The sequence below is a fragment of the Klebsiella sp. G-Nf4 genome, from assembly GCF_002810615.1.
GTDB classification, from domain to species: domain Bacteria; phylum Pseudomonadota; class Gammaproteobacteria; order Enterobacterales; family Enterobacteriaceae; genus Klebsiella; species Klebsiella variicola.
In genome coordinates this window covers 15,448-31,602 of record NZ_PION01000006.1, presented here as the reverse complement: position 1 = coordinate 31,602, position 16,155 = coordinate 15,448, and the positions used below count along the sequence as shown (strand labels likewise).

Annotated in this window: 14 protein-coding genes, 1 tRNA gene and 1 pseudogene; 5 read left to right on the top strand and 11 right to left on the bottom strand. The window is 55.1% G+C overall.

From position 1 onward, the window contains the following. Positions 1-27: 27 nt before the first annotated feature. The 3 genes from CWM57_RS13590 to iolE are packed head-to-tail and all read left to right on the top strand — an operon-like array spanning position 28 to position 2,890. A complete protein-coding gene (locus CWM57_RS13590) occupies positions 28-1,041 on the top strand; it encodes a Gfo/Idh/MocA family protein (protein WP_004152192.1) in 1,014 nt (337 codons plus the stop codon). A gap of 41 nt (positions 1,042-1,082) precedes the next feature. Beyond that, a complete protein-coding gene (locus tag CWM57_RS13585) occupies positions 1,083-1,967 on the top strand; it encodes a sugar phosphate isomerase/epimerase family protein (protein WP_004152193.1) in 885 nt (294 codons plus the stop codon). Positions 1,968-1,990: 23 nt separating this feature from the next. Further along, positions 1,991-2,890, top strand: a complete 900-nt coding sequence (gene iolE / locus CWM57_RS13580; RefSeq protein WP_002886970.1) for a myo-inosose-2 dehydratase — start codon at positions 1,991-1,993, stop codon at positions 2,888-2,890. A gap of 144 nt (positions 2,891-3,034) precedes the next feature. Here iolE and CWM57_RS13575 read toward each other — a convergent pair whose 3' ends face one another. From CWM57_RS13575 to CWM57_RS13540, 8 genes are all read right to left on the bottom strand, one after another. Further along, positions 3,035-4,345, bottom strand: a complete 1,311-nt coding sequence (locus tag CWM57_RS13575) for an ABC transporter substrate-binding protein (RefSeq protein WP_100676153.1) — start codon at positions 4,343-4,345, stop codon at positions 3,035-3,037. Continuing rightward, a complete protein-coding gene (locus tag CWM57_RS13570) occupies positions 4,338-5,411 on the bottom strand; it encodes an ABC transporter ATP-binding protein (protein ID WP_074387228.1) in 1,074 nt (357 codons plus the stop codon). Before CWM57_RS13570 ends, CWM57_RS13575 begins: the two co-directional genes overlap by 8 nt. 5 nt (positions 5,412-5,416) lie before the next feature. After that, positions 5,417-6,241 carry a phosphodiesterase gene (locus CWM57_RS13565; protein WP_074387227.1) on the bottom strand — a complete coding sequence of 275 codons (825 nt, stop codon included), beginning with the start codon at positions 6,239-6,241 and terminating at the stop codon, positions 5,417-5,419. A 10-nt stretch (positions 6,242-6,251) separates the two neighbouring features. Further along, complete coding sequence (locus CWM57_RS13560; protein ID WP_008807110.1) at positions 6,252-7,139, bottom strand: carbohydrate ABC transporter permease; 888 nt, start codon at positions 7,137-7,139, stop codon at positions 6,252-6,254. Then, a complete protein-coding gene (locus CWM57_RS13555) occupies positions 7,129-8,013 on the bottom strand; it encodes a carbohydrate ABC transporter permease (protein WP_004146807.1) in 885 nt (294 codons plus the stop codon). Before CWM57_RS13555 ends, CWM57_RS13560 begins: the two co-directional genes overlap by 11 nt. 130 nt (positions 8,014-8,143) lie before the next feature. Further along, on the bottom strand, positions 8,144-9,163 hold the full coding sequence (gene ahr, locus CWM57_RS13550) for an NADPH-dependent aldehyde reductase Ahr (protein WP_004178400.1): 1,020 nt from the start codon (positions 9,161-9,163) through the stop codon (positions 8,144-8,146). A gap of 111 nt (positions 9,164-9,274) precedes the next feature. Continuing rightward, a complete protein-coding gene (locus CWM57_RS13545) occupies positions 9,275-10,744 on the bottom strand; it encodes a SulP family inorganic anion transporter (protein WP_100676154.1) in 1,470 nt (489 codons plus the stop codon). After that, the gene (locus tag CWM57_RS13540; protein WP_100676155.1) at positions 10,741-11,415 is read right to left on the bottom strand and encodes a carbonic anhydrase; all 675 of its coding nucleotides are present in this window, start codon (positions 11,413-11,415) and stop codon (positions 10,741-10,743) included. Before CWM57_RS13540 ends, CWM57_RS13545 begins: the two co-directional genes overlap by 4 nt. A 593-nt stretch (positions 11,416-12,008) precedes the next feature. Here CWM57_RS13540 and CWM57_RS13530 point away from each other — a divergent pair. Then, positions 12,009-12,093, top strand: a tRNA-Leu gene (locus CWM57_RS13530). 200 nt (positions 12,094-12,293) lie between these two features. After that, positions 12,294-13,546, top strand: a pseudogene (locus CWM57_RS28210) (tyrosine-type recombinase/integrase). A 104-nt stretch (positions 13,547-13,650) separates the two neighbouring features. Here the strand turns inward: CWM57_RS28210 and CWM57_RS13515 are convergent. The 3 genes from CWM57_RS13515 to CWM57_RS13505 form a co-directional block, all read right to left on the bottom strand. Continuing rightward, positions 13,651-14,679 carry a reverse transcriptase domain-containing protein gene (locus CWM57_RS13515; RefSeq protein WP_100676157.1) on the bottom strand — a complete coding sequence of 343 codons (1,029 nt, stop codon included), beginning with the start codon at positions 14,677-14,679 and terminating at the stop codon, positions 13,651-13,653. A gap of 203 nt (positions 14,680-14,882) precedes the next feature. Beyond that, positions 14,883-15,242 (bottom strand): hypothetical protein, encoded by a 360-nt coding sequence (locus tag CWM57_RS13510; RefSeq protein WP_100676158.1) that lies wholly within the window; start codon positions 15,240-15,242, stop codon positions 14,883-14,885. Positions 15,243-15,244: 2 nt separating this feature from the next. After that, positions 15,245-16,105: a hypothetical protein gene (locus tag CWM57_RS13505; protein WP_133122279.1), complete on the bottom strand. Its 861-nt coding sequence runs from the start codon at positions 16,103-16,105 to the stop codon at positions 15,245-15,247. Positions 16,106-16,155 lie beyond the last annotated feature (50 nt).

Below are 16,155 nucleotides of genomic sequence, written 5' to 3'. Positions count from 1 at the left end.
TCCTACAGACTTACGGAGAAAACCATTATGTCGCTCAAATTAGGTGTCATCGGCGCTGGCGCTATCGGTAAAGAACACATCCGTCGCTGCACCCAGGTTCTGCAGGGCGCCACCGTTGTGGCGGTGTCTGATATCAATGCCGACAACGCCCGTGCGGCGGTCGCGCTGCCGGGCGTGCAGGCGGAAGTCTACGCCGACGGCCACGACGTGATTAACGCCAGCGATGTCGATGCCATCCTTGTCACCTCTTGGGACCCGACCCACGAAGAGTACACCCTGGCCGCCATCGCCGCTGGTAAGCCGGTGTTCTGCGAAAAACCGCTGGCGATGTCTGCGGAAGGCTGCCGCCGCATCGTTGATGCTGAAATGAAGGCCGGCCGTCGTCTGGTGCAGGTTGGCTTTATGCGCCCGTACGACGAAGGCTATCTGGCGCTGAAAAAAGTGATCGACGATGGTGATATCGGCGCGCCGCTGATGCTGCGCTGCGCCCACCGCAACCAGTCGGTCGGCGAGAACTACACCACCGATATGGCGATCACCAACACCCTGATCCACGAGCTGGACGTACTGCGCTGGCTGCTGAACGATGACTACCGTTCCGTACAGGTGCGCTTCCCGCGCTCCACCTCGCACACCCATGCGCGCCTGAAAGATCCGCAGATCGTCTCCTTTGAAACCAAAAAAGGCACCCTGATCGACGTCGAAGTGTTCGTGAACTGCCAGTACGGGTATGACATCCAGTGCGAAGTGGTCGGCGAAACCGGGATTGCCCGTCTGCCGGAGCCGTCTGCCGTCCAGATGCGCAAGTCCGCCAGCCTGTCGACCGCCATTCTGACCGACTGGAAAGACCGCTTTATTAAAGCCTACGACGTCGAGCTGCAGGCCTTTATCAACGACGTCAAAGCCGGCCAGCTGCACGGCCCGTCGGCCTGGGACGGCTACGCGGCGTCGGTGGCGGCGGACGCCTGCATTAAAGCGCAGGGAACCAGCGAGCCGGTTGAGGTGACGCTGCCTGAGTGCCCGGCATTCTACAAACGTTAAGCGCGTTTTGCTGACGGAACTTCTTTGCACAGGTAACGACGATGAAAATTGCCTTTGATGTGGATGTCATTAAGGACCTCGGGATCACCCGCATGGTCCATCAGGTAGCGGAGTGGGGCTACAAGTACATTGAACAGTCGCCGCACCCGCAGATTAACCCGTTCTACAAGCACCCGCGCGCCAGCCGGGAGATCATGGCGGAGTACAAGCAGGCGCTGCGCGATACTGGCCTTGAGCTGTCGTCGTTTATCTGCGTCTACCGCTGGTCCGGCCCGGACGAACTGCGCCGTCAGGCGGCGGTGAAAAACTGGAAACGGCTGGTGGAAATTGCGGTGGAGATGGGCGTTCAGGTGATCAACACCGAGTTCTCCGGCGATCCGAATCAGCCCGAAATCTGCGATGAAATGTTCTATCGCTCCATGGAAGAGCTGTTGCCGATTTTTGAGCGGGAAGGCATCCGCGTGGAGATCCAGGCGCATCCCTGGGATTTCTGCGAAGAGAACAATGAAACCGTCGATATCGTGAAGTCGTTCCGCAGCGATAACGTGAAGTACGTCTACAGCGTGCCGCACACCTTTTTCTACGACAAAGGCGTCGGCGACGTGGCGAGCATGCTGCGCTACGCCGGGAGCGATCTCTCCCATGTCCTGATTGCGGACACCCGCAATCATACGAAACATTGCCGCTATATCGTTAACCCGCCGGGCGTGGATGCCGTGGTGCACCAGCACGTAGGCGTCGGGGAAGGGGATGTGGATTTCGACGCGCTGTTCCGCACCCTGCGCGAAATGAAATTCGCCGAGCAGACCTTCAAGGTCGGCGGGGAGCCGATTGTCGCCACCTCGCTGTTTGGCTACCCGGAAAAAATGAAATACCAGGCAGTGGAAACCCGTGAACTCATTGAACGTGAATTGCTGCGCCGGTAAGGCGCAGCGGCAGGAGCCCTACTATGAACAAAGATAACGTCAAACTGGCTATCGCCCCGATCGGCTGGACTAACGATGATATGCCGGAGCTTGGCAGCGAAAACACCTTCCAGCAGATCGTCAGCGAAATGGCGCTGGCCGGCTTTACCGGCAGCGAAGTCGGCAGCAAATATCCGCGCGACCCGGCGGTCCTCAAGCCGATGCTGGACATCCGCGGCATTCAGATCTGCAACGCCTGGTTCAGCACCTTTTTCGCCAACGGCCAGCGGGAAAAAACCATTGATGAATTCGTCAATCACATGAACTTCCTTCATGCGATGGGCGCGAAAGTGATTGGCTGCTCCGAGCAGAGCGGCAGCATCCAGGGGCTGGATAAACCGATCCTCGGCGATGCGAAGCCGTGCTTCAGCGACGAAGAGTGGCAGCGGGTGGCGGAAGGCTACAACACCCTCGGTCGCCTGGCGGCGGAGAAGGGGATGCAGGTCTGTCTGCATCACCACATGGGCACCGGCATTCAGACCACCGCGGAAATCGACAAGTTTATGTCGCTGGTGGACGAGCGCGTCTTCCTGCTGTTCGACACCGGTCACGCCTGGTATTCCGAAGGCGGCGAAGCGCCGATGCTGGCGATCCTCAAAAAGTATCTGCCGCGCATCAACCACGTTCACCTGAAAGACGTGCGTCCGCCGGTGATCGACCAGGTGCGCCGCGACGGCCTGTCATTCCTCGACGGCGTGAAAAAAGGCACCTTCACCGTCCCGGGCGACGGGGTGATCGATTTCCGTCCGGTGTTCAAGCTGCTGGACGATTTTGGCTATAAAGGCTGGATGGTGGTGGAAGCCGAGCAGGATCCTGCCCTGGCCAATCCTTTCGAATACGCCGTCAAAGCGCGCAAATATATCCGCGAAACGGCAGGGATCTAATCGTTGTGACATTTTCAGGCCATACCGGGTATGGCCTGCTTTTTTTCCTTCCTCAACCGGACTCAGGGCTTAACCACGGCGCCGTACCGTCCCCTCTCCCTCAGGGAGAGGGCCAGGGTGAGGGTGACGATGACGGGCAAAGCGTCACTTCACTTCCGCCAGCGCGGTCTTATCCACATAAGGTTTCATCAGCGCGTCGGCTTCCTTCTGTGCCGCCTGCACCGCCGCTTCCGGCGTCACTTTGGCATCATTGACCACCGCCGCCAGTTGGTTCTCCATCGCCTTACGTACCGCCACGGTCTCCCAGGTGGAGTACCACGGATGGGCGTACTTCAGCTGCTCGAGCGCGATCGCCGCCCGCGGATCCTGCTGCAGATAGGCCTTCATCTCCGGCGTATCATATGACGCCTTGCGCGGCGAGAAGTAGCCGGTGAAGCGGCTCCATACGCCGTTCACGTCGGGGCTCACCAGATAGGTCAGGAACTGATACGCCGCTTTCTTCTGCGCCTCGTTGATGCCTTTAAAGCTCACCAGGCTGGCGCCGCCGATCGGCACCGCGCGCTGCTCTTTGGCCGGCAGCATCGCCACCCCAAGCTCAAAGTCTTTGCTGTTCTCGCGCATAAAGCCCAGCGCGCCGGTGCTGAGCATCGCCATCCCGAGCTTGCCGGAGAAGAATGCGGCGCTGATCTGCTTCGAGTTCAGCACCCCGGACGGCATCACCTTGTCCTTGTAAATCAGATCCTGCCAGAAGCGCAGAGCACCGATGGCGGTCGGCGAGTTGTAATAGACCTCGCCCGGATAGTCTTCGTTAAAGTATTTCCCGCCGTTGGCGCGCACCAGCGCCGAGAAGATCCAGCCGCCGTAGTCGTCATTGGTCGACGGCAGCATGATCCCCCACTGGCCTTTGCTCTCGTCGGTCAGCTTTTTGGCATCGGCCAGCAGCTCGGCCCAGGTCTGCGGCGGCTGTTTGATCCCGGCCTGATCGAACATCGTCTTGTTGTAGTAGAGGATCGGCGTCGAATTATGGAACGGGATCGCATAAGTGGTGCCCATCACCTGGGCGTTCTTATGCATCGCGGGCCAGAATTCCTTTTGCAGAAAATCGCCGGCCTTTTGATCGCCATATTTAAACAGCTCATCCATCGGCAGGATCTCATCCTTCAGCGCCAGATCGGTGGTGAAGTTGGCGGACATGATCACCAGCGCCGGCGGCTGGCCGGCCTTCTGCGCCGATTCGGCTTTGATCTTGGTGGTGTCGTAGTTGCCGGTGAAGATCCCGCGCACTTCGACATCCTGCTGCGAGTCGTTGAATTGCTTAATGACGCGGGTCATCTCCATGGTCAGCTTGCCGTCCACCGGCGCCGGGAACATGAAGTCTATTTTCTCTTTTGCCAGCGCCGCGCCGCTCAGGGCAAGACTGAGCCCAACCGTCAGGGCGGTAAGGGGTTTAAACATGATCTGTCTCCATCAGTAAATTATGCTGGGTCTCAGCATGAAAAAGATGCACATCGGCGGGCGAGAAGCCGACCAGTAGCGACTCGCCTTTCTCCGGCACCGTGCCGCGGTGGCGGCGGCTAAAGCGCAGGGTGCCGATCGGGGTGCTGACGTGGAGCAGGTAATCGGCCCCCATCAGTTCTCGTTGCAGAACGGTGGCCGGCAGGCGCAGATGGCCCTCCTCCACGCGGTCGGTAATATGTTCCGGGCGAACGCCCAGCCAGACGCGGGTCTGATCCCGGTGGCGCGGCGGCAGCGGATAGCGCTGTTCGCCCAACACTACTTCACCGTTGGCGCAGGGCAGCGACAGGAGGTTCATCGCCGGCGAACCGATAAATCCGGCGACGAACAGGTTGGCCGGGTTGGCATACAGATACTCCGGGCGCCCGACCTGCTGTACGTGGCCGCCGTTCATCACCACGATGCGGTCGGCCATCGACATCGCCTCGGTCTGATCGTGGGTCACATAGATGGTGCTGGTTTTCAGCTGCTGGTGGAGGGCCATAATGCTGTCGCGCACTTCGCTGCGCAGGCGGGCGTCGAGGTTGGAGAGCGGCTCGTCCATCAGGAACAGCCGCGGATTGCGCACGATCGCCCGGGCCATCGCCACCCGCTGGCGCTGGCCGCCGGAGAGCTTCGCCGGTTTGCGGTCAAGCAGCGCCTCCAGCTGCAGCATCTGCGCCACCTTATCCACCCGCGGCTGCCAGCTGCTTTTCTCTTCCTTGCGCACCTTCATGCCGAAGGTGATGTTGTCGCGCACCGACAGATGCGGAAACAGGGCATAGTTCTGGAAGATCATCGCGAAGTTGCGCTCGCGCGGCGTGGTGGCGGTGATGTTCTCATCATGCAGCCAGATCTGGCCTTCGCTGACCGGCTCCAGCCCGGCGAGCAGGCGCAGCAGGGTGCTTTTCCCGCAGCCCGACGGGCCGACCAGCACCACGAATTCGCCTTCGTGAATATCCAGCGACAGGGCGCTGAGCGCCGGTTTGCCGTCGAAACGTTTACTGATGTTTTGCAGACTGAGCATGGCGGTTAGCGCTCTTCCGTTGGGCAACTGATGTTTTCGTCGTACAGCCACGGTCCGGCGTAGTGGGCCAGCGAGTGCTGATAGCTCACCCACTGCTCGCCGACCTGACGGTGCATCAGGCACGAAGCCGGGGAGAGGTCGTAATAGGGCCGGGTGTCTTCGTGGCAGTACGGCACCTGATGGACGGTGCCGGGAAGGGTGGAGATCAGCGCCTGGCGATACTGGGTCATGGTCAGGCTGTGGTTGTGGCCGCAGAAGATGCGCGTCAGCGACGGGAAACGCTCCACCAGCGCCAGCAAACGGTGGCCGTTTTCGCAGGCAATCGGGTCCATCTGCGCATTGCCCAGCGGCAGCGGCGGGTGGTGCATAAACACCGTTGCCGGTTTGTCGCCGCCCTCGAACAGCTGCGCCTCCAGCCAGCTGATGGTCTCGTCGGTCAGCCAGCCCTTTGAGGTGCCGGCGCGGCTGGAATCGATAAACAGCAGGCGGGTGGCGAAGTCATCCACGGCATAGCGCATATTTTGCGGATCGTTGCCCAGCTGCGGGCACAGCGGGTGAAGATGCTCGAGAAAATGGGCTTTGTCGTCGTGGTTGCCGGGGATCAGATACAGCGGATAGTTCAGGCTGCCGAGGATCTGGCGGGCGACCTGATACTCCTCCGGGCGGCCGCAGTTGACGATATCCCCGCTCACCACCACCGCGTCCGGGCGCTCGCGCAGCGCGTTAAGCTGGGAGACCACGTCGGCGTTGGCGGCATTGACGTCGATAAAGCCGTACAGCTTCTCGCCGCGGCTGCGGAAATGGGTATCGGAAATGTGCGCTAACAGCATGAATCACTCCTTATTTGATCCCGGAGAAGCCGAAGCTCCGCAGGAACTGTTTCTGAAAAAGGATGAACGCCAGCATCAGCGGTAGGCAGACCATCAGCGTCCCGGCGCCGATGGTGCCCCACTGGCCGCCGGATTCGGCGCCCATGGCGAAAGAGACCAGCCCGACGGTCAGCACCTGCTTATCGGGATCGTTGAGCATCATCAGCGGCCACAGGTACTCGTTCCAGTGGTAGGTAATGCTGACGGTGGCGAAGGCCAGCACCGACGGCCAGGACATCGGCAGCAGCACGCGGAACAGCACCTGCCACCAGCGGCAGCCCTCCATCAGCGCCGCCTCCTCCAGCTCTTTCGGGATGGCGAGGAACGCCTGACGCATCAGGAACACGCCGAACGCCGAGGTGAAGTAGGGCATCATCACCCCGGTGAGGGTGTTGAGCAGGCCGAAGGTTTTCAGAGTCAGCATGTTCGGCACCATCATCACTACCGGCATGATCATCAGCTGCACCAGGAACAGGAGAAACAGCGTCTGCTTGCCGCGAAACTCGTGGCAGGCGAAGACGTACCCGGCGGTGGTGATGGTCAACAGCTGCACGAAGAAGGTGCCGAAGGTGAAGATAATGGTGTTGGCATACAGGCTCAGCCAGTCGGCGCTGTTCCAGGCGTCGCGGAAGTTATCGAGGGTCAGCGGCAGGCGGGGCAGCAGCGACGCCATATCGTCGCCGAAGGTGGTGGCGCTGAACGAGGTCGCCAGCATCCAGATAAACGGGCTGACCCACAGCAGCGCCAGGCAGCACATTAATACTGTGAGCGTAAAGGGCGACGAGCGGCGCAGGCGCAGCCACAGCGGACGGGCAGCGGCGGGCGTGCGGACCAGCAGCGGCGAGATTTCAGCGCTCATAGTGGGCTCCTTTCTCCAGCAGTTTCAGGTTAATCAGCGAGAAGGCGAACAGCCCGGCCAGGGTCAGGAAGGTGGCGGCGGAGGCTTTGCCAAGGTCGTGGGTATCCCAGGCGAGATTCTGGATGTAATAGAGCAGCACGGTGGTGGCGTTGTCCGGCCCGCCGCGGGTCATCACCGCCACATGGTCAATCTGGGTGATGGAGTAGATCAGCGCGGTGGTGATCACAAAGCTCAGCGTCGGGCGCAGCAGCGGTAGCGTGACCTTAAAAAAGACCTGCGTGCGAGTAGCCCCCTCCATCAGCGCCGCTTCCCGCGTCGAGGCCGGAATGCTCTGCAGCCCGGCGAGGAAAAACAGCATGTAATAGCCGGCGAACTTCCACACGCCGATCAGCGCCAGGGCCAGCAGCGCGCTGTTGCTGCGCCCCAGCCAGTTGTTGTTCATCGGGCCGAACAGCTTCGCCAGATAGTGGTCGAGCAGGCCGAGGCCGGGCATAAAGATAAACAGCCACAGCGCGGCGGCGCTGACCATCGGGATAATCATCGGGAAGAAGAAGGCGGTGCGCAGCCAGCGGTTGACGCGATGGTTCTCGCTCAGGGCGACCGCCAACAGCAGGGCGAGGGTCACCCCGGGCACTACCGTCAGCAGGATATAGAGCAGGTTATTGCCCAGCGACTGCCAGAAGACGTTATCGGCAAACAGGCGGGCGAAGTTATCCAGTCCGACGTACTGCGCGCCGTCGCTGGCCATGCGGGTATCAAACAGGCTGTCATACACCGAACGCCCCAGCGGGAACCAGGTAAACAGCAGTAAAAACAGCAGGGAAGGCGACAGGATCAGCCAGGGAAGCCAGGTCTTTCTCATGGTGACGCGCATCTCGTTCAGCCATTTATCGAAGCCCGGATTGTGGGAAGCAATGACTACAGAGGCATGGCGGGGAGATGACGGTTTGATGAAGCGACGGGGAAAACGCCGGGCGAGCGGGCCGCCCGGCGGGAGAGAACGATCAGAAGTCGGCTTTCAGCACCGCACGATAGCGGGCTTTTCCTTCGCGAACGTGCTTCAGCGCTTCGTTAATCTGCGACATCGGGAACAGCTCGGTGGTCGGGGCCACTTTGCTGCGCCCGGCAAACTTCATCAGCGTGCGCAGTTCGGACGGGTTACCGGTCGCCGAGCCGGAGATGCTGCGGTCGCCGCCGATAAGGGTAAAGGCCGGCACCGGGAACGGCTTCATCACCGCGCCGACGGTATGGAAGTTGCCGCCGTAAGCCAGGGCTTCGAAGTACGGCTGCCAGTCGAGATCCACCGCCACGGTGTTGATGATCAGGTCAAACTGACCGGCCAGCGCTTTTAAGGCTTCCGGATCGCGGCTGTTGACCACGCGATCGGCACCCATCGCCAGCACTTCCTGCTCTTTGGCCGGGTTGGAGCTGAAGGCGGTTACTTCCGCGCCCATCGCCCGCAGCAGCTTAATGGCGATATGGCCGAGGCCGCCGATGCCGATCACCCCGACGCGGCTGGTGGCGGTGACGTGGTGGGTCAGCAGTGGTTTAAAGACGGTGATGCCGCCGCACAGCATCGGGCCGGCGGACGCCAGATCGATGCTCTCCGGCAGGGGGATCACCCACTGCCAGTCAGCGCGCAGCTTATTGGCGAAGCCGCCGCGGTTAAGAATGGTCGGTACCGAGCCTTCCAGACAGTTGATCTGATTGCCGCTGATGCAGGCGTCGCAATGGCCGCAGCTGCGCGCCGTCCAGCCGATGCCGACCTTCTGGCCAATCTTCAGCCCTTTATCCTGCGCCGCGCTGCCCAGCGCCGCCACCCGGCCAATCACCTCGTGACCGGCCACCAGCGGGTAGCTCGACATCCCCCATTCGTTGTCGATCATCGACAGGTCCGAATGGCAGATCCCGCAGTATTCCACCTCAACTTCGACATCTTCCGGCTGCAGCTCGCCGGCATCGTATTCCCACAGCGACAGATCGGCGCCCGCTTCTTTGGCGGCGTAGCTTTTAATGATGCTCATGTTCATTTCCTTGGGGTTGGCGTAATAACCCAGAAAGTGTAGAGCATGGCATTCCACGGCGCTTGGCAATCGGAGGGGTGGATAAGCGGGCGGACCAGCCACCCGTTAAGGTCAGCGGCTGGCCAGCGGCCACTGATTAAGGCGGATGCCGCGCTGCGGGGCGTTCTCGGCAAAATCATCCAGCACCGCCTGCACGTCCGGGTCGAGATAGCCGACGCTGTCGTGCTCAACAATTACCACGCTCTTTTCCGGAATTTTCGCCAGCAGGGCCAGCAGATGCGGATTGTGCATAAAGGTCAGATTTTGCTGGATGCGCAGCACGTAGTGGTCATCGTAGCGCGCCAGCTGCAGCGAGTGGCGATGGCTTCGCCAGAGGCTGAACGCCATCTGGGTGGCAAGACCAATCCCGATCCCCGCCAGCATGCCGAAGGCGATAATCCCGCCGATGGTGGCGAGGAACGGGACGTACTGCGCCGCCCCCTGGCGGAACTGCTCGATGAACAGCCGCGGCGTCGCCAGCTTATAGCCGGTATACAGCAGCACGGCGGCGAGGCTGGCGAGTGGGATTAAGGTCAGCAGGCCGCTAAACCACAGTCCGCAGATCAGCAGCAGCACGCCGTGGATAAAGATCGACAGTTTGCTCTGCGCGCCATTGCTGACGTTCACCGAGCTGCGGACGATCACCGCGGTGATCGGCATCGCCCCCAGCACACCGGAGAGCAGGTTGCCGACGCCCTGGGCGACCATTTCGCGGTTCGGCGAAGGCGGCGGATTTTGCGGGCGCAGCTTTTTCAGCGCCTCCTGGCTGAGCAGGGTTTCGAGGCTGGCGACCAGCGCCAGGGTCACCGCCACCACCCACACCGACGGATTGCGCCACGCGCTCCATGCGGGAGACTCCAGCTCGCCCAGCAGATCGCCGAGGCTGCCGAACGCCGGCAGGGTAATACGCGGCAGAGCGGCCAGCTGCTGCGGCGCAAAATGGGTCAGCAGCAGAGTGGTCACGCAGCCGAACAGGACGGCGATCAGCGGCCCGGGGATCCAGCGCAGGCTCTTCACCCGGCGGATAAGCGGCGAGCCCCACAGCCAGAGCACCAGCAGGCCGCCCGCGGCGACGGCAATCGCAGTGACGGAGAAAGCGGCATTGCCCTGCAGCACATCGGCAAGCCCGGTCTCTTCCGCCGTGCCGAGCGCGACGGGGATCTGCTGCATAATCAGCAGGATGCCGATCGCCGCCAACATGCCTTTGATGACGCTGGCGGGAACCAGCGAGATAAAGCGCCCGGCGCGCAGGATGCCGAACAGCAGCTGCAGCACGCCGGCCAGCACCAGCGCCATCAGGAAGACGGAGAAGGAACCCAGGGATTCAATAGCGGCGACGACGATGGTGACCAGTCCGGCGGCGGGGCCGCTGACGGCGAAGCGGGAGGGGCTGAGGGCGGTGACGACCAGGCCGCCGATGATGCCGGTCAGCAGGCCGACGAAGGGCGGTAAGCCGCTGGCCTGGGCGATGCCGAGGCACAGCGGCAGGGCGACAAGGAAGACGACGATGCCGGCGAGAGAGTCCTGACGAAGCGTGTTCATGGGGCGTGCTCCTGCGGTGAGAGGTGTTCGACGAGGGTGGTTAAATGGCCGGAAGCCAGATCGTAGACGCAGCCGTGCAGGCTGAGCGGTCGCCCGCTGGCGAGCACCGTCTGCACCGGTTCACTCTCCAGCAGACGGGCGAACTGGGCGCGAACGTTGGCTTCCACCAGGGCATCAAGGGCACGGCGAGAGCGCTCCGCGTCGGTGCTGGCGCTGGCGCCGGGGGAGGCCGCAACACAACAGTCATCGGCGATCTGCGCAATTTCGTGATGCAGGGTGCGGCGCAGCTGGCCGATGCGGCGAGCCAGCGCCGAGGATTCCTGCGCCAGCGGCAGGGTGGGCAGGGAGAGCGCCGCCTGCACGCCGCCGCAGCCGTAGTGGCCGCAGAGCACCACCCGCTCCACCTCAAGGTAGTGGAGGGCATACTGCAGGACGCTCATGACGTTATCGTCGGCGGGGTCGAGCATGTTGGCGATATTGCGGTGGACAAAGAGCTCGCCGGGCTGGCTGCCGGTGAGCACCTCGGCGGGCACGCGGCTGTCGGAGCAGCCGATCCACAGCGAGTGGGGCCGCTGCCCGTCGATCCATTTTTCGAAATAGTCCGGATCATGCTGACATTTCTGCAGCGCCCAGCTGCGGTTGCGGGCCAGCAAAGGTTTTAACGTCGTCACAAGTATTCTCCTGAGTTAATTCATCGAGTGAATATGTCCATCAAGACTCGTACAGCGGCTAGTAAAAATAGTGTTTACCGGAACCCTTCACGCCTGAGGAAAATCCTGGAATAAACGGCAAAAAGAAAACTTTTCATTAATGTAAAGTTATAAAAATATTGATGAAATTAATATTTGGCTGCGGAGTGGGTGAATAACAAAAAAGCATTGGCTAAAACTTTCTGGAATATATGGGAATGATGGTGGGTGGGGTTGGGGGGAATATTTGAGGAGTGGATATTGGGGATGAGTGGGGAGCGTTGGGTTGTGTTGAGGTATGCGGGTGAGAGTGATGTGAGAACAATTTGAGATGATTTTGAGTGGGGTTTGGGGGATAAAGGGGGAAAGGGGAGTGGCTGGCAGGTGGAGCTGGGGTTGTGGGGGTTGTGAGAGGAGGGGCGCTGGTGGCCGTCGCGCTATGGAACGGCGGTAAAAGGTGACGCCGCGCAGGATAGCGCTGTTTTTTTCAACACTTAGCGCGATGACGACACGCTGTCGCTTGCATGACCGCCGCCGACAGGTATAATCCAGAACGTTTCCGCATCCCCTTCAGTGCCGAAGTGGCGAAATCGGTAGACGCAGTTGATTCAAAATCAACCGTAGAAATACGTGCCGGTTCGAGTCCGGCCTTCGGCACCATCGGAACATCAATAGACGTCAACGGACGTCTTTTTTTATGTCAGAAATCCGCGCCACACAAGGCTTTACCCGCTTTTTCCCTCAACTGAAGTCAACCTAACTCAACCCACATCAACAAGCTTGTGAGTATACTAATGAGTATATTTGTCGATTCGATATTGCTTGTATACTCACGATATACCAATGGAAGGAGGACCATTATGGCCCTAACGGATACTAAAGTTCGTTCTGCGAAACCTGAGGAGAAAGAGTATTCACTTGTTGACGGCGACGGCATGTCCTTACTTGTAAAACCTAACGGCTCAAAGTATTGGCGATTTCGTTTCCGTTTTGGCGGTAAACAGCATTTGATGGCGTTCGGTGTCTATCCTGAAATTTCACTGGCGGATGCCAGGAAGAAAAGGGAAGAGGCCAGAAGGTTGGTAGCTGGTGGTATCGATCCTCGTGAGCATAAACGTGCTGTGAAAGAAGAGCAGGCGAAAGAGATTATTACTTTCGAGAAGGTTGCCAGAGAGTGGCTTGCGACTAACCAAAAATGGTCGGAAGATCATGCTAATCGCGTAAAAAAGAGCCTGGAGGACAATATCTTCCCGGCAATTGGTACTCGCAATATTGCTGAATTGGGCACTCGTGACTTACTGGCACCCATTAAAGTGGTGGAACTGTCTGGACGTCTTGAGGTGGCTTCTCGTCTCCAGCAGCGTACCACGGCCATCATGCGTTATGCAGTGCAAAGCGGGCTGATTGATTACAACCCAGCGCAGGAGATGGCTGGAGCCGTCGCCTCTGGCAATCGACAACATCGCCCGGCGCTGGAATTAAAGCGTATCCCTGAGTTACTTGAGAAAATAGACGGCTATACCGGGATGCTTACACGCTAACCCGCTGGGCAACTGAGCTCACTCTGCTTATCTTTATTCGCTCCAGTGAGCTGCGTTTTGCTCGCTGGTCCGAGATCGATTTTGAAACGTCAATGTGGAGTATCCCGCCTGAGCGAGAGCCTATTCCCGGCGTGAAACATTCTAAGCGAGGATCAAAGATGCGTACACCTCATCTGGTGCCGCTTTCAAAGCAGGCGCTGGCGATTCTGAAGCAGATAAAACAGTTCTGCGGTGAACATGAACTCATTTTTATTGGAGATCACGATCCGCGTAAGCCCATGAGTGAGAACACGGTAAACAGTGCGCTACGGGTGATGGGCTATGACACTAAAGTTGAGGTTTGCGGCCACGGCTTCCGCACAATGGCTTGTAGTTCGTTAATTGAGTCAGGGCTATGGTCGAAGGATGCGGTGGAGCGCCAGATGAGCCATATGGAACGTAACTCGGTACGCGCAGCATATATCCATAAAGCGGAACATCTGGATGAACGCAAGCTGATGTTGCAGTGGTGGGCTAATTTTCTGGATGCGAATCGAGTGAAAGGTGTTAGCCCTTATGATTATGGTAAATAACCATTTCACCATAAAAATTATAAGTTTAATAATTGATTGTAATTTTGGGTGAATGTTAAATAGCTCTAAAAAGAGCCCAGTGAGATTTCTTTGGGCTTTTTATTTTAAAATGTGTTTGATTTTATTTCATTTAATTGCTTTAGTAACTTCATTATTCGCTCGTTGTTTTTCTCTACTTTTAATATATAGTTGGCCTTTCCAATTAGTCTGTCTATCAATATAGGATCGAAGTTTATATTTGCCATTGAACTATTGGATTTTTCATTTTTAATGAAGATGTACGCTTCTTGACAGAATTTTCTGCGGTAGCTTTTGGGGATTCTTACCGAGTTTTCTTTCACGGCTAAACCAGTTATTATTTTTTGCTTTCCGTTTGTAATATGTCTTGTTTTTTCCTTGTTTATTGAAAAACCGGATGATTGTAATATTGATTTGATGCTTTTGTATAGATTAGATGGTATTTTCTCTCCAGAAAAAAAGAGATCATCAGCATAGCGGCTATAGGTAAGATTTAGTTTTATAGCTAGGTGGTAAAATCTGTTATCTAAACTATAAAAAATAATATTGCTCAGATTAGGGCTTGTAACCGCACCTTGTGGTAATGAGTTTGCATAGGTGCAAGCCGATGCAAGATATAAACTTACATTGTCGGCATATCCCAGCTCCCGGAACAATCTCACAATATCTATCTTTTTAATTGAACCAAAAAAATCCACAATGTCAACTTTTAATGTTTCATTAGTGTCAATATGCTGCAGTGCGTGTAGATAAGCATTACTGTTTTTTTTGTATGCAAAAGAAGACTCATGATTTTTTATTTTACTTAAAATATTAGTGTTTATCCATTTTTGAATATAAGAAATCAAAGGATAGGGAGCGTTAATTAATCTGCTTCCTCCACGTTTTTTCTTAATATGAAAACTGCGATATGATTTTTCAGGGTTGATTATTGTTTGTGCAAGAGTTGAAGTCGTCATACCTAATAAATAAGCAAAATGTTCAAATTCAAATATAACAGGAAGACCATTTTTTTCTAAGTCCTGTATGTATTTTTTGAATATTTCTTTTTGCCTTCCATCGGGAGATTTTGTACCGACAAGGTGATCCCATGAGCTCTTAATTATTTCAGTCATCGTTTGAAAGACTGCATACGCTACTAACGGTTTTGTTTCTGCTCAACATTAATCATGTTAATGATTAATGTTCACTACAACGTTCGAAGAACGTTGTAGTGGCCTTTAACCATTAACAGGTTAAAGGTAGCCTAAGCATAAAAGGCGAATTCACCTTCATAATCTAGCGTATGCAGCCAACTCCTTATATTAGAGAAGATTAATTATTTTGCAAGCAATTTTTTATCTAGCAAATTTAATTTAGGTATATATAACTCATCTTTATTCGATATTTTTGAATGAAAGTAGTTGTCTATGTTATTAATGTCGAAGCTTCTAAACAAAAACCATCTTCTAATTTTTTTAATTTGCAAGGTTGATAAGTTGCTATTTAATATTATTTTTGATTCATTCCTTAAAATAATATTCTCTTGTGTTAAATAATTTACATGAACGATTATATCTAAAGGAGAAAGTCGAAATGTTCCATTTAATTCAAAAAGCTCGTGGTATTTTCTATCTGCTAAAAATCTTATGATTTCTGAAAGGATCGTAAATTTAAAATCATCATCTTCTCTAAGCATCGTTATCTCGCCCGATTGAATAATGTGTTTCTTTGGATTGAATCTTTATCTAATGGCCACCAAAAAATCGGGAATAAATTATTTGGACAATTATACCCACTAATTTGGAATAGAGCTTCAGAACGTCCATAGCCTAGATGATGATCTCGGATTCTTAATCCTTTCATAGTTGGCTTAAGCTTGTGCTCAAGGTCCGTCATTAATTTTATTTTTTTTTCAGATTCTTCTAGTGTGTTGAATTCTGTTATGCCTTTTTTCAGCTCTATAGCAGTGAAAACATCTAGGCCTGAATCTTCTTTAATCTTTATTAAACCAAAGTTCATAGCGGCAAAACTGACTACACTTAAAGAGTTAATTGTTATTTCTCTTTCTTTTAAAGTTTTCCGAAAGTATACTAATTTATCATTTATTGTCTTGCCTGAACCAATGAAATCATCAAATAAGATTATGTTATCATTATTTTTTGCATCGTAAGCAGCAGACGTAATTGAAGATATAAAATTTTTTTCTTTCCAATTCTTATGAACTGAAAATTTATTTTTCAAAAATTGTATACCTGCAACTGAACCATCTGGCTTATTATTGTCTGCAATTGCAGCAATTTTTGTATTAATGGGCTTAAGGTCTAAATCTTGACAGATGTGGTTGGCGATTTTTTTTCCTATTTCATCAAGTTGAAAGCTATCGATGAAAGAAAAACGAAGAAACAATTCTTTTAATAATTGCTGTTGGTCACGCAGATCACAAAAATTCCATAATTCAACAAGTGGATTATAATAATACTTTAACCAAGAAGAGCCTTCGAGCAATTCCATCAAATCACTAAATGCTTCTGGTGGAATTTTAGCTGCTGCTATAGACATCCTCAATCCTAATTTTTTGTTAAATTGTGAGAGCTGATAAATAATTATTA

What these genes read in the sequence shown, in the direction of transcription:
- CWM57_RS13510 (WP_100676158.1), bottom strand. Translation starts at nt 15,242, where the DNA reads ATGCTTAGAGAAGATGATGATTTTAAATTTACGATCCTTTCAGAAATC.
- iolE (WP_002886970.1), top strand. Translation starts at nt 1,991, where the DNA reads ATGAACAAAGATAACGTCAAACTGGCTATCGCCCCGATCGGCTGGACT.
- ahr (WP_004178400.1), bottom strand. Translation starts at nt 9,163, where the DNA reads ATGAGCATCATTAAAAGCTACGCCGCCAAAGAAGCGGGCGCCGATCTG.
- CWM57_RS13505 (WP_133122279.1), bottom strand. Translation starts at nt 16,105, where the DNA reads ATGTCTATAGCAGCAGCTAAAATTCCACCAGAAGCATTTAGTGATTTG.
- CWM57_RS13575 (WP_100676153.1), bottom strand. Translation starts at nt 4,345, where the DNA reads ATGTTTAAACCCCTTACCGCCCTGACGGTTGGGCTCAGTCTTGCCCTG.
- CWM57_RS13590 (WP_004152192.1), top strand. Translation starts at nt 28, where the DNA reads ATGTCGCTCAAATTAGGTGTCATCGGCGCTGGCGCTATCGGTAAAGAA.
- CWM57_RS13565 (WP_074387227.1), bottom strand. Translation starts at nt 6,241, where the DNA reads ATGCTGTTAGCGCACATTTCCGATACCCATTTCCGCAGCCGCGGCGAG.
- CWM57_RS13515 (WP_100676157.1), bottom strand. Translation starts at nt 14,679, where the DNA reads ATGACTGAAATAATTAAGAGCTCATGGGATCACCTTGTCGGTACAAAA.
- CWM57_RS13555 (WP_004146807.1), bottom strand. Translation starts at nt 8,013, where the DNA reads ATGCGCGTCACCATGAGAAAGACCTGGCTTCCCTGGCTGATCCTGTCG.
- CWM57_RS13570 (WP_074387228.1), bottom strand. Translation starts at nt 5,411, where the DNA reads ATGCTCAGTCTGCAAAACATCAGTAAACGTTTCGACGGCAAACCGGCG.
- CWM57_RS13585 (WP_004152193.1), top strand. Translation starts at nt 1,083, where the DNA reads ATGAAAATTGCCTTTGATGTGGATGTCATTAAGGACCTCGGGATCACC.
- CWM57_RS13560 (WP_008807110.1), bottom strand. Translation starts at nt 7,139, where the DNA reads ATGAGCGCTGAAATCTCGCCGCTGCTGGTCCGCACGCCCGCCGCTGCC.
- CWM57_RS13545 (WP_100676154.1), bottom strand. Translation starts at nt 10,744, where the DNA reads ATGAACACGCTTCGTCAGGACTCTCTCGCCGGCATCGTCGTCTTCCTT.